21 protein-coding genes are annotated in these 21,716 nt (G+C 65.1%); 10 read left to right on the top strand and 11 right to left on the bottom strand.

What is annotated here, in order from left to right; translation table 11 throughout:
• Nucleotides 1–45: 45 nt before the first annotated feature.
• From U1R88_RS14475 to U1R88_RS14450, 6 genes are all read right to left on the bottom strand, one after another.
• A complete protein-coding gene (locus U1R88_RS14475; RefSeq protein WP_311943655.1) occupies nt 46–1,035 on the bottom strand; it encodes a GlxA family transcriptional regulator in 990 nt (329 codons plus the stop codon).
• A gap of 120 nt (nt 1,036–1,155) precedes the next feature.
• Nucleotides 1,156–1,413 carry a VOC family protein gene (locus U1R88_RS35670; protein ID WP_425545435.1) on the bottom strand — a complete coding sequence of 86 codons (258 nt, stop codon included), beginning with the start codon at nt 1,411–1,413 and terminating at the stop codon, nt 1,156–1,158.
• 183 nt (nt 1,414–1,596) lie between these two features.
• Entirely contained in the window at nt 1,597–2,124 is a 528-nt protein-coding gene (mog, locus tag U1R88_RS14465) for a molybdopterin adenylyltransferase (RefSeq protein WP_322431834.1), read from the bottom strand.
• A 5-nt stretch (nt 2,125–2,129) separates the two neighbouring features.
• A complete protein-coding gene (locus tag U1R88_RS14460; protein ID WP_322431833.1) occupies nt 2,130–3,008 on the bottom strand; it encodes a transglutaminase family protein in 879 nt (292 codons plus the stop codon).
• 77 nt (nt 3,009–3,085) lie between these two features.
• Nucleotides 3,086–5,617, bottom strand: coding sequence for a circularly permuted type 2 ATP-grasp protein (locus tag U1R88_RS14455; RefSeq protein ID WP_322431832.1), 2,532 nt, complete (start codon nt 5,615–5,617; stop codon nt 3,086–3,088).
• A 268-nt stretch (nt 5,618–5,885) separates the two neighbouring features.
• Nucleotides 5,886–9,245 carry a transglutaminase family protein gene (locus U1R88_RS14450; RefSeq protein ID WP_322431831.1) on the bottom strand — a complete coding sequence of 1,120 codons (3,360 nt, stop codon included), beginning with the start codon at nt 9,243–9,245 and terminating at the stop codon, nt 5,886–5,888.
• Nucleotides 9,246–9,449: 204 nt separating this feature from the next.
• On the opposite strand from U1R88_RS14450, the gene U1R88_RS14445 reads away from it, so the two are divergent.
• A complete protein-coding gene (locus U1R88_RS14445) occupies nt 9,450–9,779 on the top strand; it encodes a hypothetical protein (RefSeq protein ID WP_322431830.1) in 330 nt (109 codons plus the stop codon).
• Nucleotides 9,780–9,973: 194 nt separating this feature from the next.
• Here U1R88_RS14445 and U1R88_RS35665 read toward each other — a convergent pair whose 3' ends face one another.
• The 3 genes from U1R88_RS35665 to U1R88_RS14430 form a co-directional block, all read right to left on the bottom strand.
• Nucleotides 9,974–10,369: a DUF4304 domain-containing protein gene (locus tag U1R88_RS35665; protein ID WP_209433018.1), complete on the bottom strand. Its 396-nt coding sequence runs from the start codon at nt 10,367–10,369 to the stop codon at nt 9,974–9,976.
• Nucleotides 10,370–10,750: 381 nt separating this feature from the next.
• A complete protein-coding gene (locus U1R88_RS14435) occupies nt 10,751–11,002 on the bottom strand; it encodes a hypothetical protein (RefSeq protein WP_209433017.1) in 252 nt (83 codons plus the stop codon).
• Between the two features lie 108 nt (nt 11,003–11,110).
• Entirely contained in the window at nt 11,111–12,193 is a 1,083-nt protein-coding gene (locus U1R88_RS14430) for a cobalt-precorrin-5B (C(1))-methyltransferase (RefSeq protein ID WP_322431828.1), read from the bottom strand.
• A 171-nt stretch (nt 12,194–12,364) separates the two neighbouring features.
• Here U1R88_RS14430 and U1R88_RS14425 point away from each other — a divergent pair, with 171 nt between their 5' ends.
• Complete coding sequence (locus U1R88_RS14425) at nt 12,365–12,985, top strand: 2,3-bisphosphoglycerate-dependent phosphoglycerate mutase (RefSeq protein ID WP_322431827.1); 621 nt, start codon at nt 12,365–12,367, stop codon at nt 12,983–12,985.
• A 123-nt stretch (nt 12,986–13,108) separates the two neighbouring features.
• Nucleotides 13,109–14,242: an FMN-dependent L-lactate dehydrogenase LldD gene (gene lldD / locus U1R88_RS14420; protein WP_322431826.1), complete on the top strand. Its 1,134-nt coding sequence runs from the start codon at nt 13,109–13,111 to the stop codon at nt 14,240–14,242.
• Between the two features lie 85 nt (nt 14,243–14,327).
• Here lldD and U1R88_RS14415 read toward each other — a convergent pair whose 3' ends face one another.
• A complete protein-coding gene (locus U1R88_RS14415) occupies nt 14,328–15,230 on the bottom strand; it encodes a bifunctional helix-turn-helix domain-containing protein/methylated-DNA--[protein]-cysteine S-methyltransferase (protein ID WP_322431825.1) in 903 nt (300 codons plus the stop codon).
• 85 nt (nt 15,231–15,315) lie between these two features.
• Nucleotides 15,316–15,789 carry a DUF2244 domain-containing protein gene (locus U1R88_RS14410; RefSeq protein WP_322431824.1) on the bottom strand — a complete coding sequence of 158 codons (474 nt, stop codon included), beginning with the start codon at nt 15,787–15,789 and terminating at the stop codon, nt 15,316–15,318.
• A 67-nt stretch (nt 15,790–15,856) separates the two neighbouring features.
• Between U1R88_RS14410 and nth the strand changes: the two genes are divergently transcribed.
• The 7 genes from nth to U1R88_RS14375 all read left to right on the top strand — a co-directional run bounded on the left by nth (nt 15,857) and on the right by U1R88_RS14375 (nt 21,704).
• Nucleotides 15,857–16,639, top strand: a complete 783-nt coding sequence (nth, locus tag U1R88_RS14405; protein ID WP_322431823.1) for an endonuclease III — start codon at nt 15,857–15,859, stop codon at nt 16,637–16,639.
• 222 nt (nt 16,640–16,861) lie between these two features.
• Entirely contained in the window at nt 16,862–18,079 is a 1,218-nt protein-coding gene (locus tag U1R88_RS14400) for an MFS transporter (protein WP_322431822.1), read from the top strand.
• Between the two features lie 142 nt (nt 18,080–18,221).
• A complete protein-coding gene (def, locus tag U1R88_RS14395; RefSeq protein ID WP_322431821.1) occupies nt 18,222–18,791 on the top strand; it encodes a peptide deformylase in 570 nt (189 codons plus the stop codon).
• A 4-nt stretch (nt 18,792–18,795) separates the two neighbouring features.
• A complete protein-coding gene (gene fmt, locus U1R88_RS14390; RefSeq protein ID WP_322431820.1) occupies nt 18,796–19,722 on the top strand; it encodes a methionyl-tRNA formyltransferase in 927 nt (308 codons plus the stop codon).
• A 211-nt stretch (nt 19,723–19,933) separates the two neighbouring features.
• Nucleotides 19,934–20,677, top strand: a complete 744-nt coding sequence (truA, locus tag U1R88_RS14385; RefSeq protein ID WP_322431819.1) for a tRNA pseudouridine(38-40) synthase TruA — start codon at nt 19,934–19,936, stop codon at nt 20,675–20,677.
• 101 nt (nt 20,678–20,778) lie between these two features.
• Nucleotides 20,779–21,084 carry an NIPSNAP family protein gene (locus U1R88_RS14380; protein WP_068293821.1) on the top strand — a complete coding sequence of 102 codons (306 nt, stop codon included), beginning with the start codon at nt 20,779–20,781 and terminating at the stop codon, nt 21,082–21,084.
• 56 nt (nt 21,085–21,140) lie between these two features.
• A complete protein-coding gene (locus U1R88_RS14375) occupies nt 21,141–21,704 on the top strand; it encodes a sugar O-acetyltransferase (RefSeq protein WP_322431945.1) in 564 nt (187 codons plus the stop codon).
• Nucleotides 21,705–21,716: the final 12 nt, after the last annotated feature.

Raw genomic sequence — 21,716 nt, 5'->3', positions numbered from 1 at the left:
AGCAGGCCAGGGGGGGCGGCCGGCAACATGCCCGGCCCTGCCCCATCAGCGCTTTTGAACGCCGGGATTCTCGCCTTCCCGCCGATCTTCGCGCGGTGTTATCGCAAAATGCGCGCGATAAGATCGCGAAAGACATGATGCGGAGGAGTAGCCGCAGGCCATGGCGATCTCCATCACGCTCATGTCTGTCTGGCGCAGCAGCAGGCGGGCGCGCTGCAGCCTGAGCTGCAGATAGTAATTGGCCGGCGAATCCTTGAGCTCGGCCCGGAACAGGCGTTCGAGTTGGCGGGCGGAGACGCCGGACAGGGCCGCCAGGGCCTTGGCGTCGAGCGGCGTCTCCAGATTGGCCTCCATCGCCGCCACTACGCGGATCAGCTTGCCATTGGCGACCCCCAGCCGCTTGGGCAGGCTCATGCGCTGGCGGTCGTGGCGCGGGCGCAGCCGGTCGTGGATGAACTGCTCGGATACGGCCACCGCCAGGGCCTGCCCATATTGGCGGGCGATCATGTCGAGCATCAGGTCGAGCGCCGCCGTGCCGCCGGCACAGGTGAAATGCTTGGCCGATACCTCGAACAGGGCCTCGCTGATCTCGATGTCCGGAAAGGCTTCGGCGAAGCCGGGCGCCGCCTCCCAATGCATGGTGACCTTGCCGCCGCTGAGCAGACCGGCTGCAGCGAGGATCCAAGCCCCGGTATCGAGTGCGCCGATCTCGGTGCCGCGGCGCGCGAGATGGCGCAAGCGAGCCAGCATCGCCTTGCTGGCATAGTGCTCCGGCTCGAAGCTGGAGCAGACGATCAAGGTAGGAATGTCGCCGCTGGAGGGCAGAGCGCCTCCCACTGGGATCGGCCAGCCATTGGAAGCCTTGACCGGCTCGCCATCCATCGACCAGGCCCGCCAGTCGAAGACCTGCCGCCTGGCCATGCGGTTGGCGACGCGCAAAGGCTCGACGGCAGCCGAGAACGCCATCATCGAGAATTGCGGCACCAGCAGGAAATCGATCCGGATAGGCCCCGGCCCCGCATGCGGCTTGAACACGACTATTGGCTCCGGGCGGTCAAAGCATTTTCGAGAAAAGTTGATCGACTTTTCGATTAAGAAAATGCGTCAAAACAAAGGATTAGAGAAAATCTCGATCTCTTCGAATCGCAATTTTCTCTATGGCGCAATCAAGTCGCCACGATAGACAATATGGATCTTGTTGCCATCGGGATCGCGCAGATAGGCACCATAATAGCCCTTGCCGTAATGCGGCCTTTCGCCTGGCCGCCCCTCGTCGGCGCCGCCCATCGCCATGCCCGCGGCATAGGCAGCCTCGACCGCTTCCGGCGAGGCTGCCTGGAAGGCGACCATGCTGCCATTGCCCGCCGTGGCGGGATGCCGGTCGAAGGGACGATAGGCATAGAAACACGGCAGCGGCCTGACAGGATCGCCCCAGCAGCGCCAGGGAGGGCGATCATCCGGCGTGAAGGGACGCTGGCGCAGCCGAGCGGCGTCAGCAGGGCGTCGTAGAAGCGGGCGGCACGCTCGAGGTCGCCGACGCCGACCGTGACATGACTGAACATGGCCTCGTTCCTTGCTCGAAGTCCTGGTTGCCGATCAGCCGCCCGGCCTGAACGCCTTGCAGACAGCCGGATCGGTCTCCAGCCGCGGCCCTTCGATCAGGTCGATGCAATAGGGGATGGCGGGGAAGACCGCCATCAGGCACTGCTCGATGGAGGCCGGCTTGCCCGGCAGATTGACGATCAGGCTCTGGCCGCGAATGCCCGCCGTCTGGCGCGACAGGATGGCGGTCGGTACATATTTCAGGCTTTCCTGGCGCATCAGTTCGCCGAAGCCCGGCATCATCTTGGCGCACACCGCCTCGGTGGCCTCCGGCGTGACGTCGCGCCGGGCCGGGCCGGTGCCACCGGTGGTGCAGATGAGGCAACAGCCTGCCTCATCGGCGAGTTCGACCAGCGTGCGCTCGATCAGATCCTGCTCGTCGGCGATGACCCGCACCACCGGCTCCCAGGGCGAAGTCAGCACGCGTTGCATGAAGCCGGCGATGGCCGGGCCGCTCTTGTCCTCGTAGATCCCGGCGCTGGCGCGATCCGAGATGGTCAGAATTCCGATCCTGTCAGTCATTTCGATCATCCTAACGGCGCGACATCCACGGAAACGCGCAGGCTGTGGCCGGCCGAGGCGACGACGACGCCGTCCACCGGCGCGACATCGGCATAGTCGCGCCCGACCGCGACGCGCACATGGTCCTCATTGGCGGGCACCGCGTTCGTCGGATCGAGATCGACCCAGCCGAGCCCGGCGCCGCACCATACCGAAACCCAGGCATGGCTGGCATCCGCCCCCAACAGCCGTTCCTGGCCGGGCGGCGGATGGGTTCGCAGATAGCCCGAAACATAGGCGGCGGGAATACCGATCGCACGCAATCCCGCCAGCATCCAATGCGCGAAGTCCTGGCAGACACCGTGGCGCGTGCGGGCCACCACGTCGAGCGGAGTCGAGATGTCGGTGGCGTTGGGATCATAGACGAAATCGCGATGAATGCGCTTCATCATCTCGATCGCCCCGTCAAGTACCGGGCGTCCCGGTTCGAAGGAGACAAGCGCGTAGTCGCGCGCCTCCGCGAGCAGGGGCACGAAACGGCTGGCGAACAGAAAATGCGCCGGCGCCGAGCCGCCGAGATCGGGCACGACCAGCGCCCCCTGGCGGACCTCCTGCCAGGATGGGGTCAGCAGGGCATGGGGCGTCTCGCGCGGCTGGACCTCGATGCGCACGCGCGACTCGAAGCGGTGCCGGGTGACAGCCCCCGCAAAGCGCACATGGGTGGTGCGGTTGCCGAAGAAGTCGACAGCCTCGGTCTGCTCCAGGGGCCTGGGGGTGATGGTGAGCTGGGCCGAGAATACCCGCTGGTGGCCACCGCTTTCAGGCTGGAGATGCAGCGTGCAGCGAGCCGCTGCGACCTCGGTGCGGTAGAGATAGGTGGTGGTGTGGCGGATGAGGTAAAGCACCGGTATTTCCGCTTCAGCCTAGAGATTTCGGAATTCTAGCGTGGCGAAACAACCCGCGCCTGATGGTCTGGACGACATCACCCCAGCCCCTCGGCAATCTCGGCCATGGCTTCGTCCTGGTTGAAATAGCGGGCCGAGAGCTCCGAGGATAAGGCGAGCAGCCGGTTTTCGAAGCCGAGGATCAGGCGGTCATCGACATCGACGGCCTGCGTCGTCTCGATCTCGGCCCGCATCAGGCGGATGGCGCGGGTGAGCGCATCCACTTCCCCGTCCCGGGACGTGCGCGGCAGGGCCGCCAGATGCTCGGCGGCATGAATGATCTGATAGGCAACCGAACGGGGATTGCCGTCGTCGAGCAGGACGAGATCGAGCACCGGCAGGCGCAGCGTTCCCATCAGATAGCGGGCCCGATAGGTGATGCGGCTGTCCGTCACGCGCAGCAGGGCGTCGAGCATATCGGCACTGGCGCTCTCATCCGCCAGGCGGCGGACGAGGCGGCAGGTCTGGATGGATCGTTCGATATGATGGCCGATGCGCAGGAAACGCCAGCCGGAGAGCTGGTTCATGTTCTCATGCGCAAGGCCCGACAAGGCTGCCAGCGTGTGCAGATAGCGATCGGCCCTGTCGGCCGAGGCCAGCGTACGGTCTCCCACGACCATGGCGTCGAGGTCGGCGATGGCCTGGGTCGCATCGCGCGACAGCCTTTCGCGAATGGCGGAGGCGGTGCGTGCCGCTGCGCCGATCAAAGCGGGCATGCCGCCATATTCCTCGCCGTCGAGCACGTCGCGCAGGATGCCTTCGGCGATCGCGACCGGCTCGACCGCCGCCTTGGCGATTCGCCGTGAGGCTGCAGGCTCCGTCTTGTCGCTCTTGGCGGCTCCCCAATTCTTGGCGGCTCCCCAGGCGACCAGCAGATCGGTGAGGCGCTGCGTGGCGGCAACGACCTCCTCGTCGGCTTCCGCCGCAATCTCGCCCACGGCCCGCACGACGCGCAGGGTCGCTTCGGCACGTTCGAGGTAGCGCCCGAGCCAGAACAGATTATCGGCCGCCCGGCTCGGCAGATGACCGAGGCTGCGCTTGATCGCGACCTTGCCGGGCGCCGGCAGCAGGCTGACATGATCGACCGGCCGTTCCGACGTCACCCAGGCATCGGCGGAACGGCCGCCAAACTGCATCGACAGGGCCCGCGGATCATTGCTGTCGCCGACACGGCAGAAGCCGCCGCGCATCACCTTCCAGCCCTCCGGCGTCGCGACGGCATAGACCCGCAGCGTGAAGGGGTGCGGTTCCAGGCGCTTGCCGTTCCAGACCGGCATGGTCGAGAGCCTGACGACTTCCTGCGCCACCACCTCGAGGGGATGGGCCTTCACCACCTCGCGCAGGCGCGCCTGGCCCTTTTTATCCAGGTCGGCCACGGCGCTGGCGCTGCCGCGCGTCAGGCCGGCGACCTCGCGCGTGAAGGCCGGCAGGACTGCCAGCCGGTCGAAATCGCGCAGGACCTCCTCGCGTGCTCCGGCCTCGCCGCACCACCAGGTGGCGACATTCGGCAGGATGAGGTCGCTGCCGGTGAGCCGGCGTGCCAGGGCCGGCATGAAAGCCAGCATGGCCGGCGCCTCGACCAGGCCGGCCCCCAGGCTGTTGGCCAGGGCCACCGAGCCCTGCCGGACGGCCTGGACCAGGCCGGGCACGCCGAGCCGCGAGCCGGCGTTGAGTTCGAGCGGATCGGCAAAATCGGCATCGAGGCGCCGCACCAGGGCATCGATGCGCTTCAGTCCCTCGATGGTGCGGACATAGACGATACCGTCCTGCACGGTGAGATCGGCACCCTCCACCAGCAGGAGACCGAGATAGCGGGCGAGATAGGCGTGTTCGAAATAGGTCTCGTTGGCCGGCCCCGGCGTCAGCAGGCCGATGCGCGATCCCTCCCGCCCGGCCTTGGCGGCCAGGGTGGAACGCATGGCCTGGAAGAAACCCGCCAGGCGTTCCACCTGCATGTCGCGGTAGAGGGCGGGCAGAGCGGCCGAGATGGCGAGCCGGTTCTCCAGAGCGTATCCCATGCCGGAGGGCGCCTGGGCGCGATCCTTGAGTACCCACCAGCGGCCGTCGGGACCACGGCCGAGATCGGCGGCGTAGATGACCAGATGCTCGCCGCCGAGCGGCGTGCTGCCGGCCACGGCGCGCTGGAAATCTGGATTGCCCGCAATCACTGCCGCAGGCAGGGCGCCGTCCCGCACCAGCGTTGCCGGCCCGTAGAGATCCGACAGCACGGTTTCGAGCAGTTGCGCCCGCTGTGCGATGCCCGCCTCGATGCCGCGCCATTCGGCATCGGGGATCACCAGCGGCACATGGGCGAGGGGCCAGGGCCGGTCACGCCCGTCCGGCGTGTCGTAGACGCGGTAATAGACGCCGGAATTCTTGATCTGGCGATCGGCAACCGCAAAGCGCTGCGAGACGACGGCGGGCCGGTAGCGTGCCATCTCGTTGAGCACCGGCAGCCAGTGCGGACGCACCTCTCCCGCCGCCGTCATCAACTCGTCGGCCACACCGGGCAAGGGCCGGTAGTCCGCGAGCAGGGAGCGCAAGCCGGGATTGCGGGACCTGGCGAGCATCAGGGCGGCCCGGACGTGTGGATGCCACCCAACGCAAACGCATCAGAACGAACCCCCTTCTCCCCTTGCGGGAGAAGGCCCCGGCAGGGGGATGAGGGGTTTTGCGACCTCGACAAGGCAAACTCACGGCTGGGAACGGATGGCTCTTCCCGACCCCTGATCCGCCCTACGGGCACCCAAGGCACTTCTACAGGAAGTGCCCGGTCCCACAAGGGGAGAAGGTGCGCCGCACCCGATTCGCCACTACAAAAATGCGAAGACACTCCCCTCATCGCGCAGCCCTGCGCAGGTCGAGAGTGAAGGGAAACTCCCCATTGCTTTCCTCGGGCGGTATCGCCGGCCAGCCCGGCGTATGGCCGATGGGTTGGAAGCGGGCGAGGCGCCGGGCCTGCGCCTCATAGGCGTTGACCGGGAAGGTCTCGTAATTGCGCCCGCCCGGATGGGCGACATGATAGGTGCAGCCGCCGAGCGAGCGGTTCGACCAGGTGTCGATGACATCGAAGGTCAGCGGCGCATGCACCGGGATGGTCGGATGCAGGCCGGAGGCCGGCTGCCAGGCCTTGAAGCGCACGCCGGCCACGGCTTCCCCGGCCCGGCCGGTGGCGTTCATGGGCAGACGCCTGCCATTGCAGGCGATGACGTGACGGGCGGGATTGAAGCCCTCGACCTTGACCTGCAGCCGCTCGGTTGAACTATCCACGTATCGTACCGTCCCCCCGGCGAAGCCCTCCTCGCCCAGCACGTGCCAGGGCTCGAGTGCCTGGCGCACTTCCAGGCTCACCCCTTCATAATCGACCTTGCCGTAGAACGGGAAGCGGAATTCGAGCTGAGCCTGGTACCAGACCGGATCGAAGGCATAGCCGGCGCGGGCGAGGTCGGCGAGCACGTCCTGGAAATCGGCCCAGACGAAATGGGGCAGCATGAAGCGGTCATGCAGCTGGCTGCCCCAGCGCACGAAGCCCCCCTCTTGCGGCTCGCGCCAGAACCAGGCGATCAGGGCCCGCAGCAGCAGCTGCTGGGCCAGCGACATGCGATAGTCCGGCGGCATCTCGAAGGACCGGAATTCGATCAGGCCAAGACGGCCGGTGGCCGAATCCGGCGAATAGAGCTTGTCTATGCAGATCTCGGCACGATGGGTGTTGCCGGAGACGTCGACCAGGAGGTTGCGGAAGAGGCGATCGACCAGCCAGGGCGGCGGGTTGTCGGCAGGACTGCCGATCTGCGGCCCCCTGACGCGTTCCATGGCGATCTCGAGTTCATAGAGGCTGTCATGCCGGGCCTCGTCGATGCGCGGCGCCTGGCTGGTCGGCCCGATGAACAGCCCCGAGAACAGATAGGACAGGCTGGGATGGCGCTGCCAGTAGAGCACGATGCTCTTGAGCAGGTCCGGCCGCCGGAGGAAGGGGCTGTCGGCGGGCGTGACGCCGCCGAGCACGACATGGTTGCCGCCTCCGGTGCCGACATGGCGGCCATCGATCATGAACTTGTCCGCGCCGAGCCGGCTGAGCCTGGCCTCCTCATAGATGGTCGAGGTGATTGCCACGGTCTCGGCCCAGGAGGCACCGGGCTGGATATTGACCTCGATCACGCCGGGATCGGGCGTGACCTTGATCACCTGAATGCGCGGATCATAGGGCGGCGGATAGCCCTCGATATGCACGGTCAGGCCGTTGGCCTCGGCCGTCTCCTCGACGGCGGCCAGCAATTCGAGATAATCCTGGACGCCGGCCAGCGGCGGCATGAACACGCACAGCACACCGTCGCGGATTTCGAAGGCCAGCGCCGTTCGCACCACGCCGGTGCCGAACTCCTGGCCGACCTGCGCCTGCTGCTTGAGGCTGCCCTCATTGTTGCCATCGATGCGCCGGAACTGGCGCGCCAGCTCGGACCGGTCCGGCAGCTGGCCGCGCGGCACGATCGGATCGGCCGCATGCACATGCGGAAAGGCCGCGGGCGCGACATGGGGCAGGCCCGACAGTGGCAGCCGGTAGCCGGCAGGCGAATCGCCCGGCACCAGGAAAAGCCGGCCCCTGCGCATGCGCCAGAGTTCGCTGACCCAGCCATCGCGTCGCTCGGCGTTCCAGCGCTGCACGGGCAGGACATAGGCGGCCGGCTGGTCCAGCCCGCGATCGAAGACACGGGCGATGCGGGCACGGTCCTCGGGATCAGTGAGCTTGGAGTCCATCGGATCGACATTGTCGGGAAGCTGGGCCTCCTGCAGGATCCAGTGGGCGGCGTCCTCATAGGCCGGCACGGCGAAGTCGGGCTCGATGCCCAGCCGCTCCGCCACGCCCTCGGCCAGGAGGCGCATCGGCTTGGGATCGAAGACCTTGCGGATCGGATGCTTGCCGTTCGGCCCGCCCGCCGGCTTCGGCTCGCGGGCGATCAGCTCGGCATTGCGCCAGATCGGCTGGCCGTCCTTGCGCCAGTAGAGCGCGAAGGCCCAGCGCGGCAGGGATTCGCCCGGATACCATTTGCCCTGGCCGTAATGCAGGAAGCCGCCGGGCGCGAAGGCCGTGCGCAGGCGGCGGATCAGCGTGTCGGCAAGGCCGCGCTTGGTCGGGCCGACGGCGCCCGTATTCCACTCCTCGCCCTGGTAATCGTCGATGGAGACGAAAGTGGGCTCGCCGCCCAGCGTCAGGCGCACGTCCTGGCCGACGAGGTCGGTCTCGACCTCCTGGCCCAGCGCATCGAGCTCGCGCCAGCTCTCATCGGAGAAGGGGAAGGTCACGCGCGGGGATTCGGCGATGCGCCGCACCGGCATCTCGAAGGAGAACTCGGTATTCACAGGCCCGGCTGCGCTGAGCGAGCCACTGATCGGCGCCGCCGAGGCATAATGGGGCGTGGCCGCCAGCGGGATATGGCCTTCGCCGGTGAGCAGCCCCGAGGTGGCATCCATGCCGATCCAGCCCGCACCCGGCAGGTAGACTTCGGCCCAGGCATGCAGATCGGCGAAATCGGCATCGACGCCACGCGGACCGTCGAGCGCCTTGAGATCATGGGTGAGCTGGATCGAATAGCCGGAGACGAAACGAGCGGCGAGGCCGAGCCGGCGCAGCACCTGTACCAGCAGCCAGGCGCTGTCGCGGCAGGAACCCGAGCGCAGGGCCAGCGTCTCCTCCGGGCTCTGCACCCCCGCCTCCATGCGGATCGTGTAGGCGACCTCGCGCTGCAGGCGCTGGTTGAGCTCGACCAGGAAATCGACGACCTGCTTCCCGCCCATGTCGATCGAAGCCATGAAGGCGGCCAGCCCCTCGCCTGCCGGCTCGATCTCGAGATAGGGCGCGAGCTCATGCGCCAGTTCGGCCGGATAGGCGAAGGGCAGATGGGTCGCATAATCCTCCACGAAGAAATCGAAGGGATTGATCACCGAAAAATCGGCAACGAGGTCGACTTCGATCTGGAATCGGGTCGTCGGTTCCGGAAACACGAAGCGGGCGAGCCAATTGCCGTGCGGATCCTGCTGCCAGTTGATGAAATGTTGGGCAGGCTCCACCTTCAAGGCATAGCTGACGATGCGCGTTCGGGAATGAGGGGCGGGCCGGAGCCGGACGATCTGGGGAGACAGCATCACCGGACGATCATAATCATAGGTCGTGCGGTGATAGAGGGCGGCAACGATCGACAAAAGAGAACCCCCCAGATGGAACGTCCGCAGCGTATCGGCTTGCCCTCGAACTAGGCAAGCCTATTGAGAAGGCAAAAATAGGCAAGTGCTGCCCAATCCGAGTTCGTCGGGCATGATGCTCGGCGACGTTTTTTTAACACGGGCAGGGTAAGCAGGCCGAGCGATGCCCTTTTGGCAACGCCCTTTCGGTCGAGGAATACCATCATGAAGCGTCCGGCGTCCGGTTTCGCCGCTCTCTTGCTCTGCCTGTCCGCCTTCTGCGCGGGTGCCCTGCCCGCCCAGGCCACCACCTTGCCGGTCTACCAGTACAAGCTGTTCTGCCAGCAGCTCGGCAAGGGAAATCCCGTGATGGTCCAGAACTGCGAGACGCAGGAAATCATGTCCTACAACCAGCTGCGCCGGATCTGGCGCGCGCCGCCCGCGGCCGAGGTGCAGGACCGCTGTTTTGCCCGCCACCAGCCTGCTCCGCGCACCGGCCTGGGCTCCTATGTGAAATTCCTCAACTGCATCATCACCAATACCGGGCACGGCTGACCTGGAAGTTGGCGGCGGGCCAGTTCGGATGTCCGCTACGCATAGCCGCGTTGGATAATTTTCCGGCTACCGGACAGTCGGAACGCGACCACGACAACGTTGCAAAAATCCCTCGCACGATGGGACTTTTGCATCCGGTTTTTGCGATGATGAAAACGCTGCGATGTCGGCGGATGATCGACATGTCGAAAAAGTCAGGACTTTCGCGATAAGGCGGAAACACGCTCCCATAGGCCGCCTTCATTAAGCTTGCTGATTGCGAGCGCCGTAATCGCTTCAGGTGTGTCTCGATCAAAGCGAAACCATCCATCGGTACCAGCGCTATCCCAGGCTTGAATTCTGAGACGACAGGAGGGATGGACATTCCAAGCAGTTGCCTTCGAAGCTGGTATTGCTTTTCCCCACGATGTTACGATTCCATCAGAGGGGCATCGAGCAATCTCGATGACGAACCCTCCGCCATGTCGATCGAACTGGAATGTGAGAAGATCGGTGAAGCTTGCACTCTTTCGCCGAAAATGCGGAAGAGTTCCAGTAAATCCGCAAGATTTGAACCATGGGACTGCTACGGCCCTGAGCTCTGAATCCATGTGGGACCTTGAGTAGCCCATGGCGCGCCTCGAATTCCTTAAATTCGCAAATGTCCCGATTTCTGCGGCAGAAGTCAGAATATTTGCGAAGCCTGCCTATCGCGTTCTGCTTTGCGGGCCTTCTTATCCCGGAGATAACCTCGGACACCGACTATTAGACCGCCGACACAACCTCCTATTGCTCCGTATAAGCCATTCCCGGAAACCACATTACCTCCAAGGTATCCTCCTACAAAACCTCCAAGAGGAGTGCCAACAAGGAAGCGAAATGCTCTCAGAGTGGGAGATTGCGGATACTTGTCGACCACACCAGCAACCTTCCTAAAACTCTCGCCTTTTGCGGTGACCTTTAGCAACTGATTTGCCCGACGTCGTCAAAAGTCAGGAATTATGCGAGCGAGGATCCTCCGCTCGGGATACAAACTCAAGGTCCTCGTCAGACTCAATGTAGTGGATGAGCCCCCATTTCTCGAAGCGGATCATCACGCCGTGCTCCAAAAAACCGGACCAATCCTCTCTCTTGAATTCAGGGGTAAATTCGTTCGTGTCGATCGAGAGTACGACCACGCCTTGTGTTTCGTGGATCCTTACTCGATCCCCAAGACGGGCCTGTTTGCCATCCCGATAGAACATCGCTGACCTTTCTCAAAAATCCCAATTAATGAGACAGCTTTGCGCCTCATTTTGCGGTGTGTCGGCTACGATAAAACCTTAAATTCAAACGAACCCGCTACCCGCAACTCAACCCGCACTTGCCAACAGCGCACCATCACGGCCGAAAATAGCGATGTCGAGGCTGATCTCGGCATCGCGCAGCACCGCCGTTGCCGTCTTCAAGGCATGCCGCGCCACCAGGGGCGGCAGATCGAGACCGGCCTCGCCGGCGATCTCCAGGGCCTCGATGGCGGTGTTGGCCTGCGAGACGCGATAGGCCGTCTCGCCGTCGCCGCCCAGGTCCTCTACCCGTTCGGCCAGCCAGCGCAAATCCACCGGGCCGGCGCGCGAATGAAGATCCAGGAGGCCCTGGCCGAGCTTGGTGATCTTGGCAAAGCCGCCGGCCACGGTGACGCGCGCCACCGGATGCACCCTGAGATATTTCAGCATGCCGCCGACGAAATCCCCCATGTCGATCAGAGCGATCTCCGGAAGGCCGTAGAGCCTGGCCACGGCCTCTTCCGACGCAGCCCCGGTGGCGCCGGCGACATGGTCGAGCCCGGCCCCGCGCGCCACGTCGATGCCGCGATGGATCGAATGGATCCAGGCCGAGCAGGAAAAGGGCACGACGATGCCGGTCGTGCCGAGCACGGAGAGGCCGCCCACGATGCCGAGCCGGCCGTTCAGGGTCTTGCGCGCGATCGCCTCGCCATCGGCGATGGCGACGGTCACCTCGACGTCCCCGGCGGCGCCATGCGCGGCCGCGATCTCGGCAATGGCCGCGGCGATCATGCCCCTTGGTACCGGATTGATGGCGGGCTCGCCCACCGGCAGGGGCAAGCCCGGCCGCGTGACGGTTCCGACGCCCTCCCCCGCCCGGAAGGTAACACCGGTGCCTGGCTCGCCAAGGCGCACCGTCGAGGAGACCAGGGCTCCATGGGTCACGTCGGGATCGTCGCCCGCATCCTTGACGATGGTGGCGCGGGCATAGCCTTGGCCTCTCTCGTGCCACGCCAGGGCGAAGGCCGGCTGCTCGCCACGCGGCAGGGTGATGACGACAGGATCGGGAAACTCTCCGCCGAGCAGCGCTGCATAGGCGGCCTTGGCGGCAGCCGCCGCGCAGGCGCCGGTGGTCCATCCATAGCGCAGAGGGGAGGTTTGATCACGCACGAGAAGAACCGGACAACATCGTCAATGGGGCTGCCGCCTGAAACGCGCTCCGACGAAAAGCCGCAACGGCGACATTGGCTGTTTTGCCAGTCCCCGGCGCATTCGGCCAGTGCAATTAATTGCAATCCCGGTTATGTCAGCGCTATTGCGACCTGAAACGGGATCCCTTTGATGACTGCCACTCTCGTGCTCTGCCGCCACGGCCAAAGCGACTGGAACCTCAAGAACCTGTTCACCGGCTGGCGCGATCCCGGCCTGACGGAGAAGGGCGTGGCCGAGGCGCATGAGGCAGGGCGTCGCCTCAAGGCTCTCGGGCTGCAGGCCGACATCGCCTTCACCTCCGTGCTGTCGCGCGCTCAGCACACCACCAAGATCATTCTCGGCGAGCTCGGCCAGGAAGACCTCGAGACCATTTGCGACCAGGCCCTCAACGAGCGCGACTATGGCGATCTCTCCGGGCTCAACAAGGACGAGGCCCGCGTGAAGTTCGGCGAGGAGCAGGTGCATATCTGGCGCCGTTCCTACGACGTGCCACCGCCCGGCGGCGAGAGCCTGAAGGATACGGCCGCGCGCGTGCTGCCCTACTACATCTACCGCATCCAGCCCCAGGTGATGGCCGGCAAGACCGTGCTGGTCGGTGCCCACGGCAATTCGCTGCGTGCCCTGATCATGGCGCTGGAAGGCCTGACGGGCGAGGAGATCGTCAAGCGCGAGCTCGATACCGGCGTGCCGATCGTCTACCGCCTGAATCCCGACACCACCATCGCCAGCAAGCAGGAACTCAAGGGCTGAAGTTCTCGTAGCCAGGTGCGCTCTGGCGCACTTGTCTTACAAAACAACGGGGAAGGCATAGCCATCCCCGCCAATAATGCTTAAACGGAGAGAAACGATCTCCTTACGGCTTCCTGCGTTCCCATGATCATTGCCTCCCCTTCCGACTATCGTGCCGCCGCCATGCGCAGACTGCCGCGCTTCATGTTCGACTATGTCGACGGTGGCGCCTATGCCGAGCACACGCTGCGGGCCAATGTCTCCGATCTCGAAGGGATCAGCCTCAGGCAGCGCATCCTCAAGAATGTCGACAAGCTGAGCCTGGAGACCGAGATCTTCGGGCGCAAATTCGCCATGCCGGTGATCCTCGCCCCCGTCGGCATCACCGGCATGCTGGCCCGTCGCGGCGAGGTTCAGGTGGCCAAGGCGGCTGCCGCCAAGGGCATCGCCATGACGCTCTCGACCGTCTCGATCTGCCCGATCGAGGAGGTGGTGCCCGCGAGCCCTGCCCCGATCTGGTTCCAGCTCTATGTGCTGCGCGACCGCGGCTTCATGAAGAACGCGCTGGAGCGAGCCCAGGCCGCCGGCATCACCACGCTGGTCTTCACCGTCGACATGCCAACGCCCGGCGCGCGCTATCGCGATCCGCATTCGGGCATGTCGGGGCCCTTCGGCCCGCAGCGCCGCATCCTGCAGTCGATGTTCAAGCCGCAATGGGCGCTCGATGTCGGACTGATGGGCAAGCCGCACGATCTGGGCAATGTCTCGCGCTATCTCGGCAAGCCCACGGGCCTGGCCGACTATATCGGCTGGCTCGCCAAGAATTTCGATCCCTCGATCAGCTGGTCGGATCTGGAATGGATCCGCGAATTCTGGAAGGGACCGATGATCATCAAGGGCATTCTCGATCCCGAGGATGCGCGCGACGCCGTCACCTTCGGTGCCGACGGCATCGTGGTTTCCAACCATGGCGGCCGCCAGCTCGACGGCGTGCTCTCCAGCGCGAGGGCCCTGCCGGCGATCGCCGACGCCGTCGGCGGCGATCTCACCGTGCTCGCCGATTCCGGCATCCGTTCCGGCCTCGACGTGGTGCGCATGCTGGCCCTGGGCGCCAAGGGCGTCATGCTCGGCCGCGCCTTCGCTTATGCGCTGGCAAGCGCCGGCCAGGCGGGGGTGGAGAACCTGCTCGACATCATCGCCAAGGAAATGCGGGTGGCGATGACGCTGACCGGCGTGGAGCGCATCGACCAGATCGATCGCAAGAGCTTGGCGGTATAGCTGGGAGCGCGGACATCCTGTGCGCTCTTGGAACCGCGACGCTTATCGAGAGAAAGAGCGGACAGGATGTCCGCGCTCCAAGGGGTCACTCCGTGCCGCTGCGCACCCGCCCGCCTTCCCAGCCCAGCATGGCCTGCTTGCGGGTGAGACCCCAGTGATAGCCGGTCAATTCGCCGGAACGGCCGATCACACGGTGGCAGGGCACCACGAAGGACAACGGGTTCCTGCCCACCGCGGCCCCCACGGCGCGCGAGGCCTTGGGATTGCCGATATGGCTGGCGATATTGCCATAGGTGGTGGCTCGCCCCATCGGAATCTTCAGCAAAGTACGCCAGACGCGGACCTCGAAATCGGTGCCGATCATCACCACGTTGAGCGGCCTGTCTGCCTGCCATCGGCTCGGATCGAAGATGCGGCCGGCATAGGGTGCCGTCACCATCGAATCCTCGCGCAGTTCCGCATTGGGCCAGCGCTTGCGCATGTCGGCCAGCGCGATGGCCTCCTCACCCGGATCGGCAAAGGCGACGCCGGCAAGGCCCAACGGCGCCACCATCACCAGCGCGGTACCGAAGGGCGAGGGATGGAAGCCATAGGAGATGGTCAGGCCGGCCCCGCCCGTCTTGAACGAGCCTGGCGTCATCGCCTCGTGGGTCACGAACAGATCGTGCAGCCGCGCCGGACCCGACAGGCCGAGCTCATAGGTGGCATCGAGGATCGAGGCGGAATCACGCAGGAGGTCGCGCGCCCGGTCCAGCGTCACCGCCGCCAGGAAATCCTTGGGCGTGATGCCGGCCCAGCGCCGGAAGAGATGATGGAAATGCGAGACCGACAGGCCGACATGGCCGGCGATATCCTCGAGCGAGGGCTGGTGCTGCGCTTTGCGCGTGATGTAGGCGACTGCCTTGCGGATACGGTCGTAATCCTCGGGCGAATTGGCGAGCGGCGAGGCCAGCGGCACATCGGCGAAGTCAGGCAGGGTTATGGACATGGAACGTCTCCAGGCATGATCACTTCTACCCTGGATAGACCTGCTTCAACGGGCTTCCCACCCGAAACCTGCGGCATTGGCGCGTTCAGACGCGCCGCGCCTTGTTCAGTGCCCGGGAGAAGGCGTCCGCGAAGTCGCCCTTCTCGGAAGCGCCGAGGAAACGGGCTATTTCCACCTCGCGGCCGCGCTGCACAAGGGCCAGGCGCATCACGCCGAACTCCTCGTGCTCGTCGCGCTGCAGCCGCACCCAGCGCGGGTTGAAGACCCATTCCCGGCGCTGCCCCTTGGGATCGATGCGCGAGAACAGGAGCCGGACGGGCGTCAGCAGCACATGCTCCCGCAGCCTGGCCCCCCGATAATTGAGCTTGAACATCACATAGAGCAGCCCGACGTCGAGCCCGAAGAAGCCGACCACCGGCCACGCCCCCATCATGTAGAAGGGGATGGAGAGCAGCGTCGAGGCACAGCCGACCACGACGAGAAGGTTGCGAAAGCCCCGCGGTCCGAGCGAACGATGCGGATAGAGGACCGCATCGAAGACGGGCTCTTCCAGAGACACCGCCAGGGGTGTCTCGAGGCACGTTTCTCGGCGCGCTTCTTCGGGCGTTTTCGGGTTGGCGCTTTGCATGGTCGCCAACTATAAGCCTTTCATGCCCCGCCGCCAGACTCAAATCCTCGCCCTGTCCGCCGCCTCCCCTGCGACAAAATCGGCAGGCCGGACCAAGGCGAAGGCCAATGCCGCCGCGGCCTCGGCCGGCACGCAGCGCGCCGCACTGCCGCAGGCCGAGATCACCGAGATCTTCCGGCGGTTCGCCGAGGCCCTGCCCGAGCCCAAGGGTGAGCTCGACTATGTCAACGCCTATACGCTCTTGGTGGCGGTGGTGCTTTCGGCCCAGGCGACCGATGTCGGGGTCAACAAGGCAACCAAGGCGCTGTTCGCCATCGCCGATACGCCGAAGAAGATGATCGATCTCGGCGAGGAAGCCCTGATCGGCCATATCAGGACCATCGGCCTGTTCCGCACCAAGGCCAAGAACGTCATCGCCCTCTCCCGGCTCCTGGTGGAAGAGCATGGCGGCCAGGTACCGCGCTCGCGCGAGATCCTCGAAACGCTGCCGGGCGTCGGCCGCAAGACCGCCAATGTCGTGCTCAACATCGCCTTCGGCCTGCCGACCATCGCCGTCGACACCCATCTCTTCCGGGTGGCCAACCGCACCGGCCTCGCGCCGGGCAAGACGCCGCTCGCGGTGGAACTGGGACTGGAGAAGGTGGTGCCGGCGACCTATGCCCGCCATGCCCATCACTGGCTCATCCTGCACGGGCGCTATGTCTGCAAGGCGATCAAGCCCGGCTGCCCCGCCTGCCTGATCCGCGACATCTGCCTGTTCGAGGACAAGACGACGACTTGAACGTCGAAGGATTCAACCTTGGTGTCAGGCGGGCCTCGCCAAATACACGCGCAAGTTGAATCAGCATATTTTTGTGGCGCTTCGGCGATTTCAGGACTTCTATGGCCGGCAGGGGGCTTCCTTGGCGACGTTCATTGCGTCGATCCAGGCAAATGCGGCTGCGGGAATGGCAATGACTGTCCTTTCCCTGCGGCCGGCCGATGGCCATAAGGGAGAAATCGCTTGCCCCTCAGTTCACAACAGAAAAAGACCGTCCTCGCCTCCTTTCTCGGCTGGACACTCGATGCCTTCGATTTCTTCCTCCTGACCTTCCTGCTCACGGACATCGCCGCGGAATTTCAGGTCGGCGTGCCCGCCGTTTCAGAAGCCCTGTTCTTCACTTTGGCAACCCGGTTCATCGGCGCCTTCATCTTCGGCAGGCTTGCCGACCGATTCGGGCGCAAGCCGATCCTGATGCTGAACATCGTCAGCTATTCCGTGATCGGCGCCCTGGCTGCCTTCTCACCGAATCTCACAACGTTCCTGATCCTGCGCGCCATCTTCGGCATCGCCATGGGCGGCGAATGGGGCCTCGGCAGTTCGCTTGCCATGGAATCGATCCCGCCATCGGCCCGCGGCCTGGTCTCGGGCCTGCTCCAGGCGGGCTACCCGGCCGGCTACCTGCTGGCGGCGATCGTCTACGGCCTGATCTATGGCCAGAACATCGGCGGCCATGTGGTCGGCTGGCGCACCATGTTCCTGCTCAGCGTGCTGCCAGCCCTGATCGTGCTCTTCATTCGGTCACATGTGCCGGAATCGCCGGCTTTCACCGAAGCGCGAGGTCAGGTGAAACCGAGCCTGGGAGAAACCTTGCAGCGGCATTGGGGCATCGCCCTCTATGCCGTTGTGCTGATGATGTTCTTCAATTTCTTCAGCCACGGCACGCAGGACCTCTATCCGACCTTCCTGAAGAAACAGCACGGCTTCGATGCCCACACGGTGAGCTGGATCACCATTGTCGCCAATCTCGGCGCGATCGCCGGCGGCCTGCTCTTCGGGTCGCTCTCCGAGCGGATCGGGCGCGTCAATGCCATCACCATAGCCTGCCTGATCGCACTGCCAGTCCTGCCGCTGTGGGCCTATAGCACCACGCCCGCCATGCTGGCGGTCGGTGCCTTCGTGATGCAGATTTCGGTCCAGGGCGCCTGGGGTGTCATTCCGGTGCACCTGAACGAGCTTTCGCCGGGCTCCGTGCGGGCAACGCTGCCCGGTTTCATCTATCAGGCCGGCAATCTCGCTGCCTCCTATGGCGGCCCCTACCAGGCCGGCATCGCCGAGGCCCCCGGCAGCAGCTATGGCTATGCATTGGCTCTCTTCGCCGGTGTCGTCGCCATCTGCATCATCGTCGTCATCCGCTTCAGCCCGGAACGGCGTGGGCAGGTGATGACCGTGCTGGAATAGCGTCGTTTCCTGGGACCGCAGGCGTCTCGTCTGCTCTTGGAAACGCCATGGTTCAAGAGCAGGCGAGACGGCCGCGGTGCCAGGAGCGTCTTGCTGCCGCTTTCGCATTGACGCCTCGCGCGGGGCATCCTATCTGCCTGACATGGCCATCAAACCGATCATCATCCTGCCCGACTCCAAGCTCCGCCTCGTCTCCGCGCCGATCGAGCGCGTCGATGCGGAGCTGCTCCAGCTCGCCGACGACATGCTGGAAACCATGTATGACGCACCCGGCATCGGCCTGGCGGCAATCCAGATCGCCGTGCCGCGCCGCCTCGTGGTCATCGACCTCGCCAAGGAAGACGAGCCGCCGGAGCCGCATGTCTTCATCAATCCGGAGATCGTGTGGTCCTCGGAGGAGCGCAGCGTCTACGAGGAAGGGTGCCTGTCCATCCCCGACTACTATGCCGAGGTCGAGCGCCCGGCCACGGTGCGCGTCGCCTATATCGACCGCGAGGGCAAACAAGCCGAGATGGAGGCCGACGGGCTGATGGCGACCTGCCTGCAGCACGAGATCGACCATCTCAACGGCGAATTGTTCATCGATCACATCTCCAAGCTCAAGCGCGACATGGTGATCCGCAAGTTCACCAAGGCGGTCAAGACCGGCGAACTGCCGCAGTTCAAGCGGGAGAAACGCGAGCGCGAGGCGCCCCACCCGGCGGAAGGTTGAGGGCATGCGCGTCGTCTTCATGGGTACGCCGGAGTTCGCCCGCCCCGTGCTGGCCGAAATCCTCAGCCAGGGCCATGAGGTCGTCGCCGTCTACACCCGCCCGCCGGCGCCTGCCGGCCGCGGCATGGCCCTGGTGCCCTCGCCCGTGCACAAGCTGGCCGAGGGCTTCGGCATTCCCGTGTTCACGCCCAAGAGCTTCCGCGACGAGGAGGTGATCGCCACCTTCGCCGGCCTCGGCGCCGATGTCGCGGTGGTCGTCGCCTATGGCCTGATCCTGCCCAAGGCTGCCCTGGAGGCGCCCGTGGAAGGCTGCCTCAATCTGCATGCCTCGCTGCTGCCGCGCTGGCGCGGCGCCGCCCCGATCCAGCGCGCCATCATGGCAGGCGACGCCATGACGGGCGTGATGGTGATGCGCATGGAAGAAGGCCTCGATACCGGCCCGGTCGCGCTCGCCGACCATGTCGAGATCGAACCGGACATGACGGCCGGCGAGCTGCATGACCGCCTTTCCCTCCTCGGCGCCGACCTGATGGCCCGGGCGCTCGGCGCCCTCTCGCGCGGCACGCTCACCTTCACGACCCAGAGCGAGGAGGGCGTGACCTATGCCCGCAAGATCGACAAGGCCGAAGCCCGCATCGACTGGTCGCGCCCAGCCGAAGAGGTCCACAACCAGATCTGCGGCCTCTCCCCCTTCCCCGGCGCCTGGTTCGAAGCCGATTGGGGCCAGGGCCCACAGCGGGTGAAGGCGCTCCACGCCCAGCGTGCCGAGGGCTACGGCGTCGCGGGCACGGTGCTCGACGACGAATTGACGGTCGCCTGCGGCAGTGGCGCGATCCGTCTTCTCCAGGTGCAGCGCGCCGGCAAGACGCCGATGGGCGCCGCCGAGTTCCTCAAGGGCGCGCCGCTGGCGCAGGGGTCGCGCCTGGCGTGACCGGTCGGAGCGCGGACATCTTGTCCGCACTCCGAAAAAGTGCCCCTCAGGCGCGCCGTAACGAATGATTGACTCGAATTCGGAACCTCTGATTTAGCCCCGCCCTGCACTGACAGATTCGCCCCCTATGCCGCTCCAAAGACCGGTCTCCAAAAGGTGACTCCGCCGCCCGATTGGCGTAGAGGCCTGACTCCAGCAACGAAGTCTCCGAATGCCGCGTTATAAACTCCTGATCGAATATGACGGCACGCCCTATGTCGGCTGGCAGGCCCAGGCCAATGGTCGCTCAGCGCAGCAGGCGATCGAGGAGGCGATCCTGGCTTTCACCGGCCAGACCCTGCGCATCCAGGGTGCCGGCCGTACCGATGCCGGGGTGCATGCCACCGGGCAGGTCGCCTCGGTGATGCTGGCCAAGGATTGGACGACCGACAGGGTACGCGATGCGCTCAACGCCCATCTCACCTTGCAGGACGACTATGTGACCATCCTCGGCGTCGAGAAGATGCCCGACAGTTTCGACGCCCGTTTCTCGGCCAAGGGCCGGCGCTATCTCTACCGCCTGATCGACCGCCGCCCACCCTTGGCGCTGGAGCGTCATCGCGCCTGGCACATCCGCAAGGCCCTGGACGCGGAGGCCATGCACGCGGCGGCGCAGGGCCTCATCGGCCATCACGACTTCACCACCTTCCGCTCGGCCGACTGCCAGGCCCAGAGCCCGATGAAGACGCTCGACCGCCTCGACGTGGCCAGGGTAGGCGCCGAGATCCATGTCATCGCCACCGCTCGCTCCTTCCTGCACAACCAGGTCCGCTCCATGGTGGGATCGCTGCGCCGGGTCGGCTCCGGCGACTGGAGCAAGGCGGATCTGGTCGGTGTGCTGGAAGCGCGTGACCGCACCCGCTGCGCCGCGTTGGCACCACCGCATGGGCTCTATCTCACCGGTGTTGACTACTGACTGCCTTCCTCGGCAGCATCGAACCTGATTCAGAATCAGATCCGATGCTGTAGGAAACTCGCATCTCTTTCCGGCACGATATTCAAGCTGCGAGGCCGTCCGTGATCACCTGCTATCTGAAATATGTCATCGATCCCTGGAAGCTCGAGGCCTTCGAGGCCTATGCCAAGGCCTGGATTCCCGTGGTCAACCGCATGGGTGGCAACCATCACGGCTATTTCCTGCCGCATGAGGGCGCCAGCGACATCGCCTATGCGCTGTTCAGCTTCCCCAGCCTCGCTGCCTATGAAGACTACCGCAAGCGCCTGGCGGTGGATCCGGAATGCCAGGCCATCCTGGCCGAGGAAAAGCAGGTCCGCAGCATCATGAGCTACGAGCGCAGCTTCATGCGGCCGGTGTTCGGCTGAGTCATATTTCTGGAATACAGGAGATCCCGGTGGATCTGGAGGCCCAGCGCGCCCTGATGCTCAGCGGCGCGGTTTACAACGACCTTACCCCCGAACTGATCGCCGCTCGCGCGAGGGCGGTCGAACTGACCAGCGCCTATCACCGCAGCCTTGGCGAGCCGGCCGAAGCGCGCGAGGCGATTCTGCGAAGCCTTTTGAAATCGGTCGGCCCCGGCGCCCTGTTCGAGCCGAGCTTTCGTTGCGAGTTCGGCTTCAACATCAGCATCGGGCACTCCTTCTATGCCAATTTCGACTGCGTGATCCTCGATGGCGCCAGCGTCGAGATCGGGGATTATGTCCTGCTCGGGCCGCGGGTCGGCATCTACACCGCCAACCATGCCATCGACCCGATCGAGCGCGCCGCCGGCGCCTGCCAGGCCAAACCAGTGCGGATCGGCCACCGGGTCTGGGTCGGCGCCGGCGTCCATATCAATCCGGGCGTGACCATCGGCGACAATGCCATCGTCGGATCCGGCAGCGTGGTGACGCGCGACATCCCGTCGAACGTGATTGCCGCTGGCGTTCCGGCCCAGGTCATCCGGGGCATCACCGCAGCCGACCGCACGGGCTTCAAGCCCTGACAGGACAAAAGC

It is taken from the genome of Labrys sedimenti (assembly GCF_034424805.1).
GTDB lineage: Bacteria > Pseudomonadota > Alphaproteobacteria > Rhizobiales > Labraceae > Labrys > Labrys sedimenti.
This window is presented reverse-complemented; position numbering and strand designations above follow the sequence as displayed.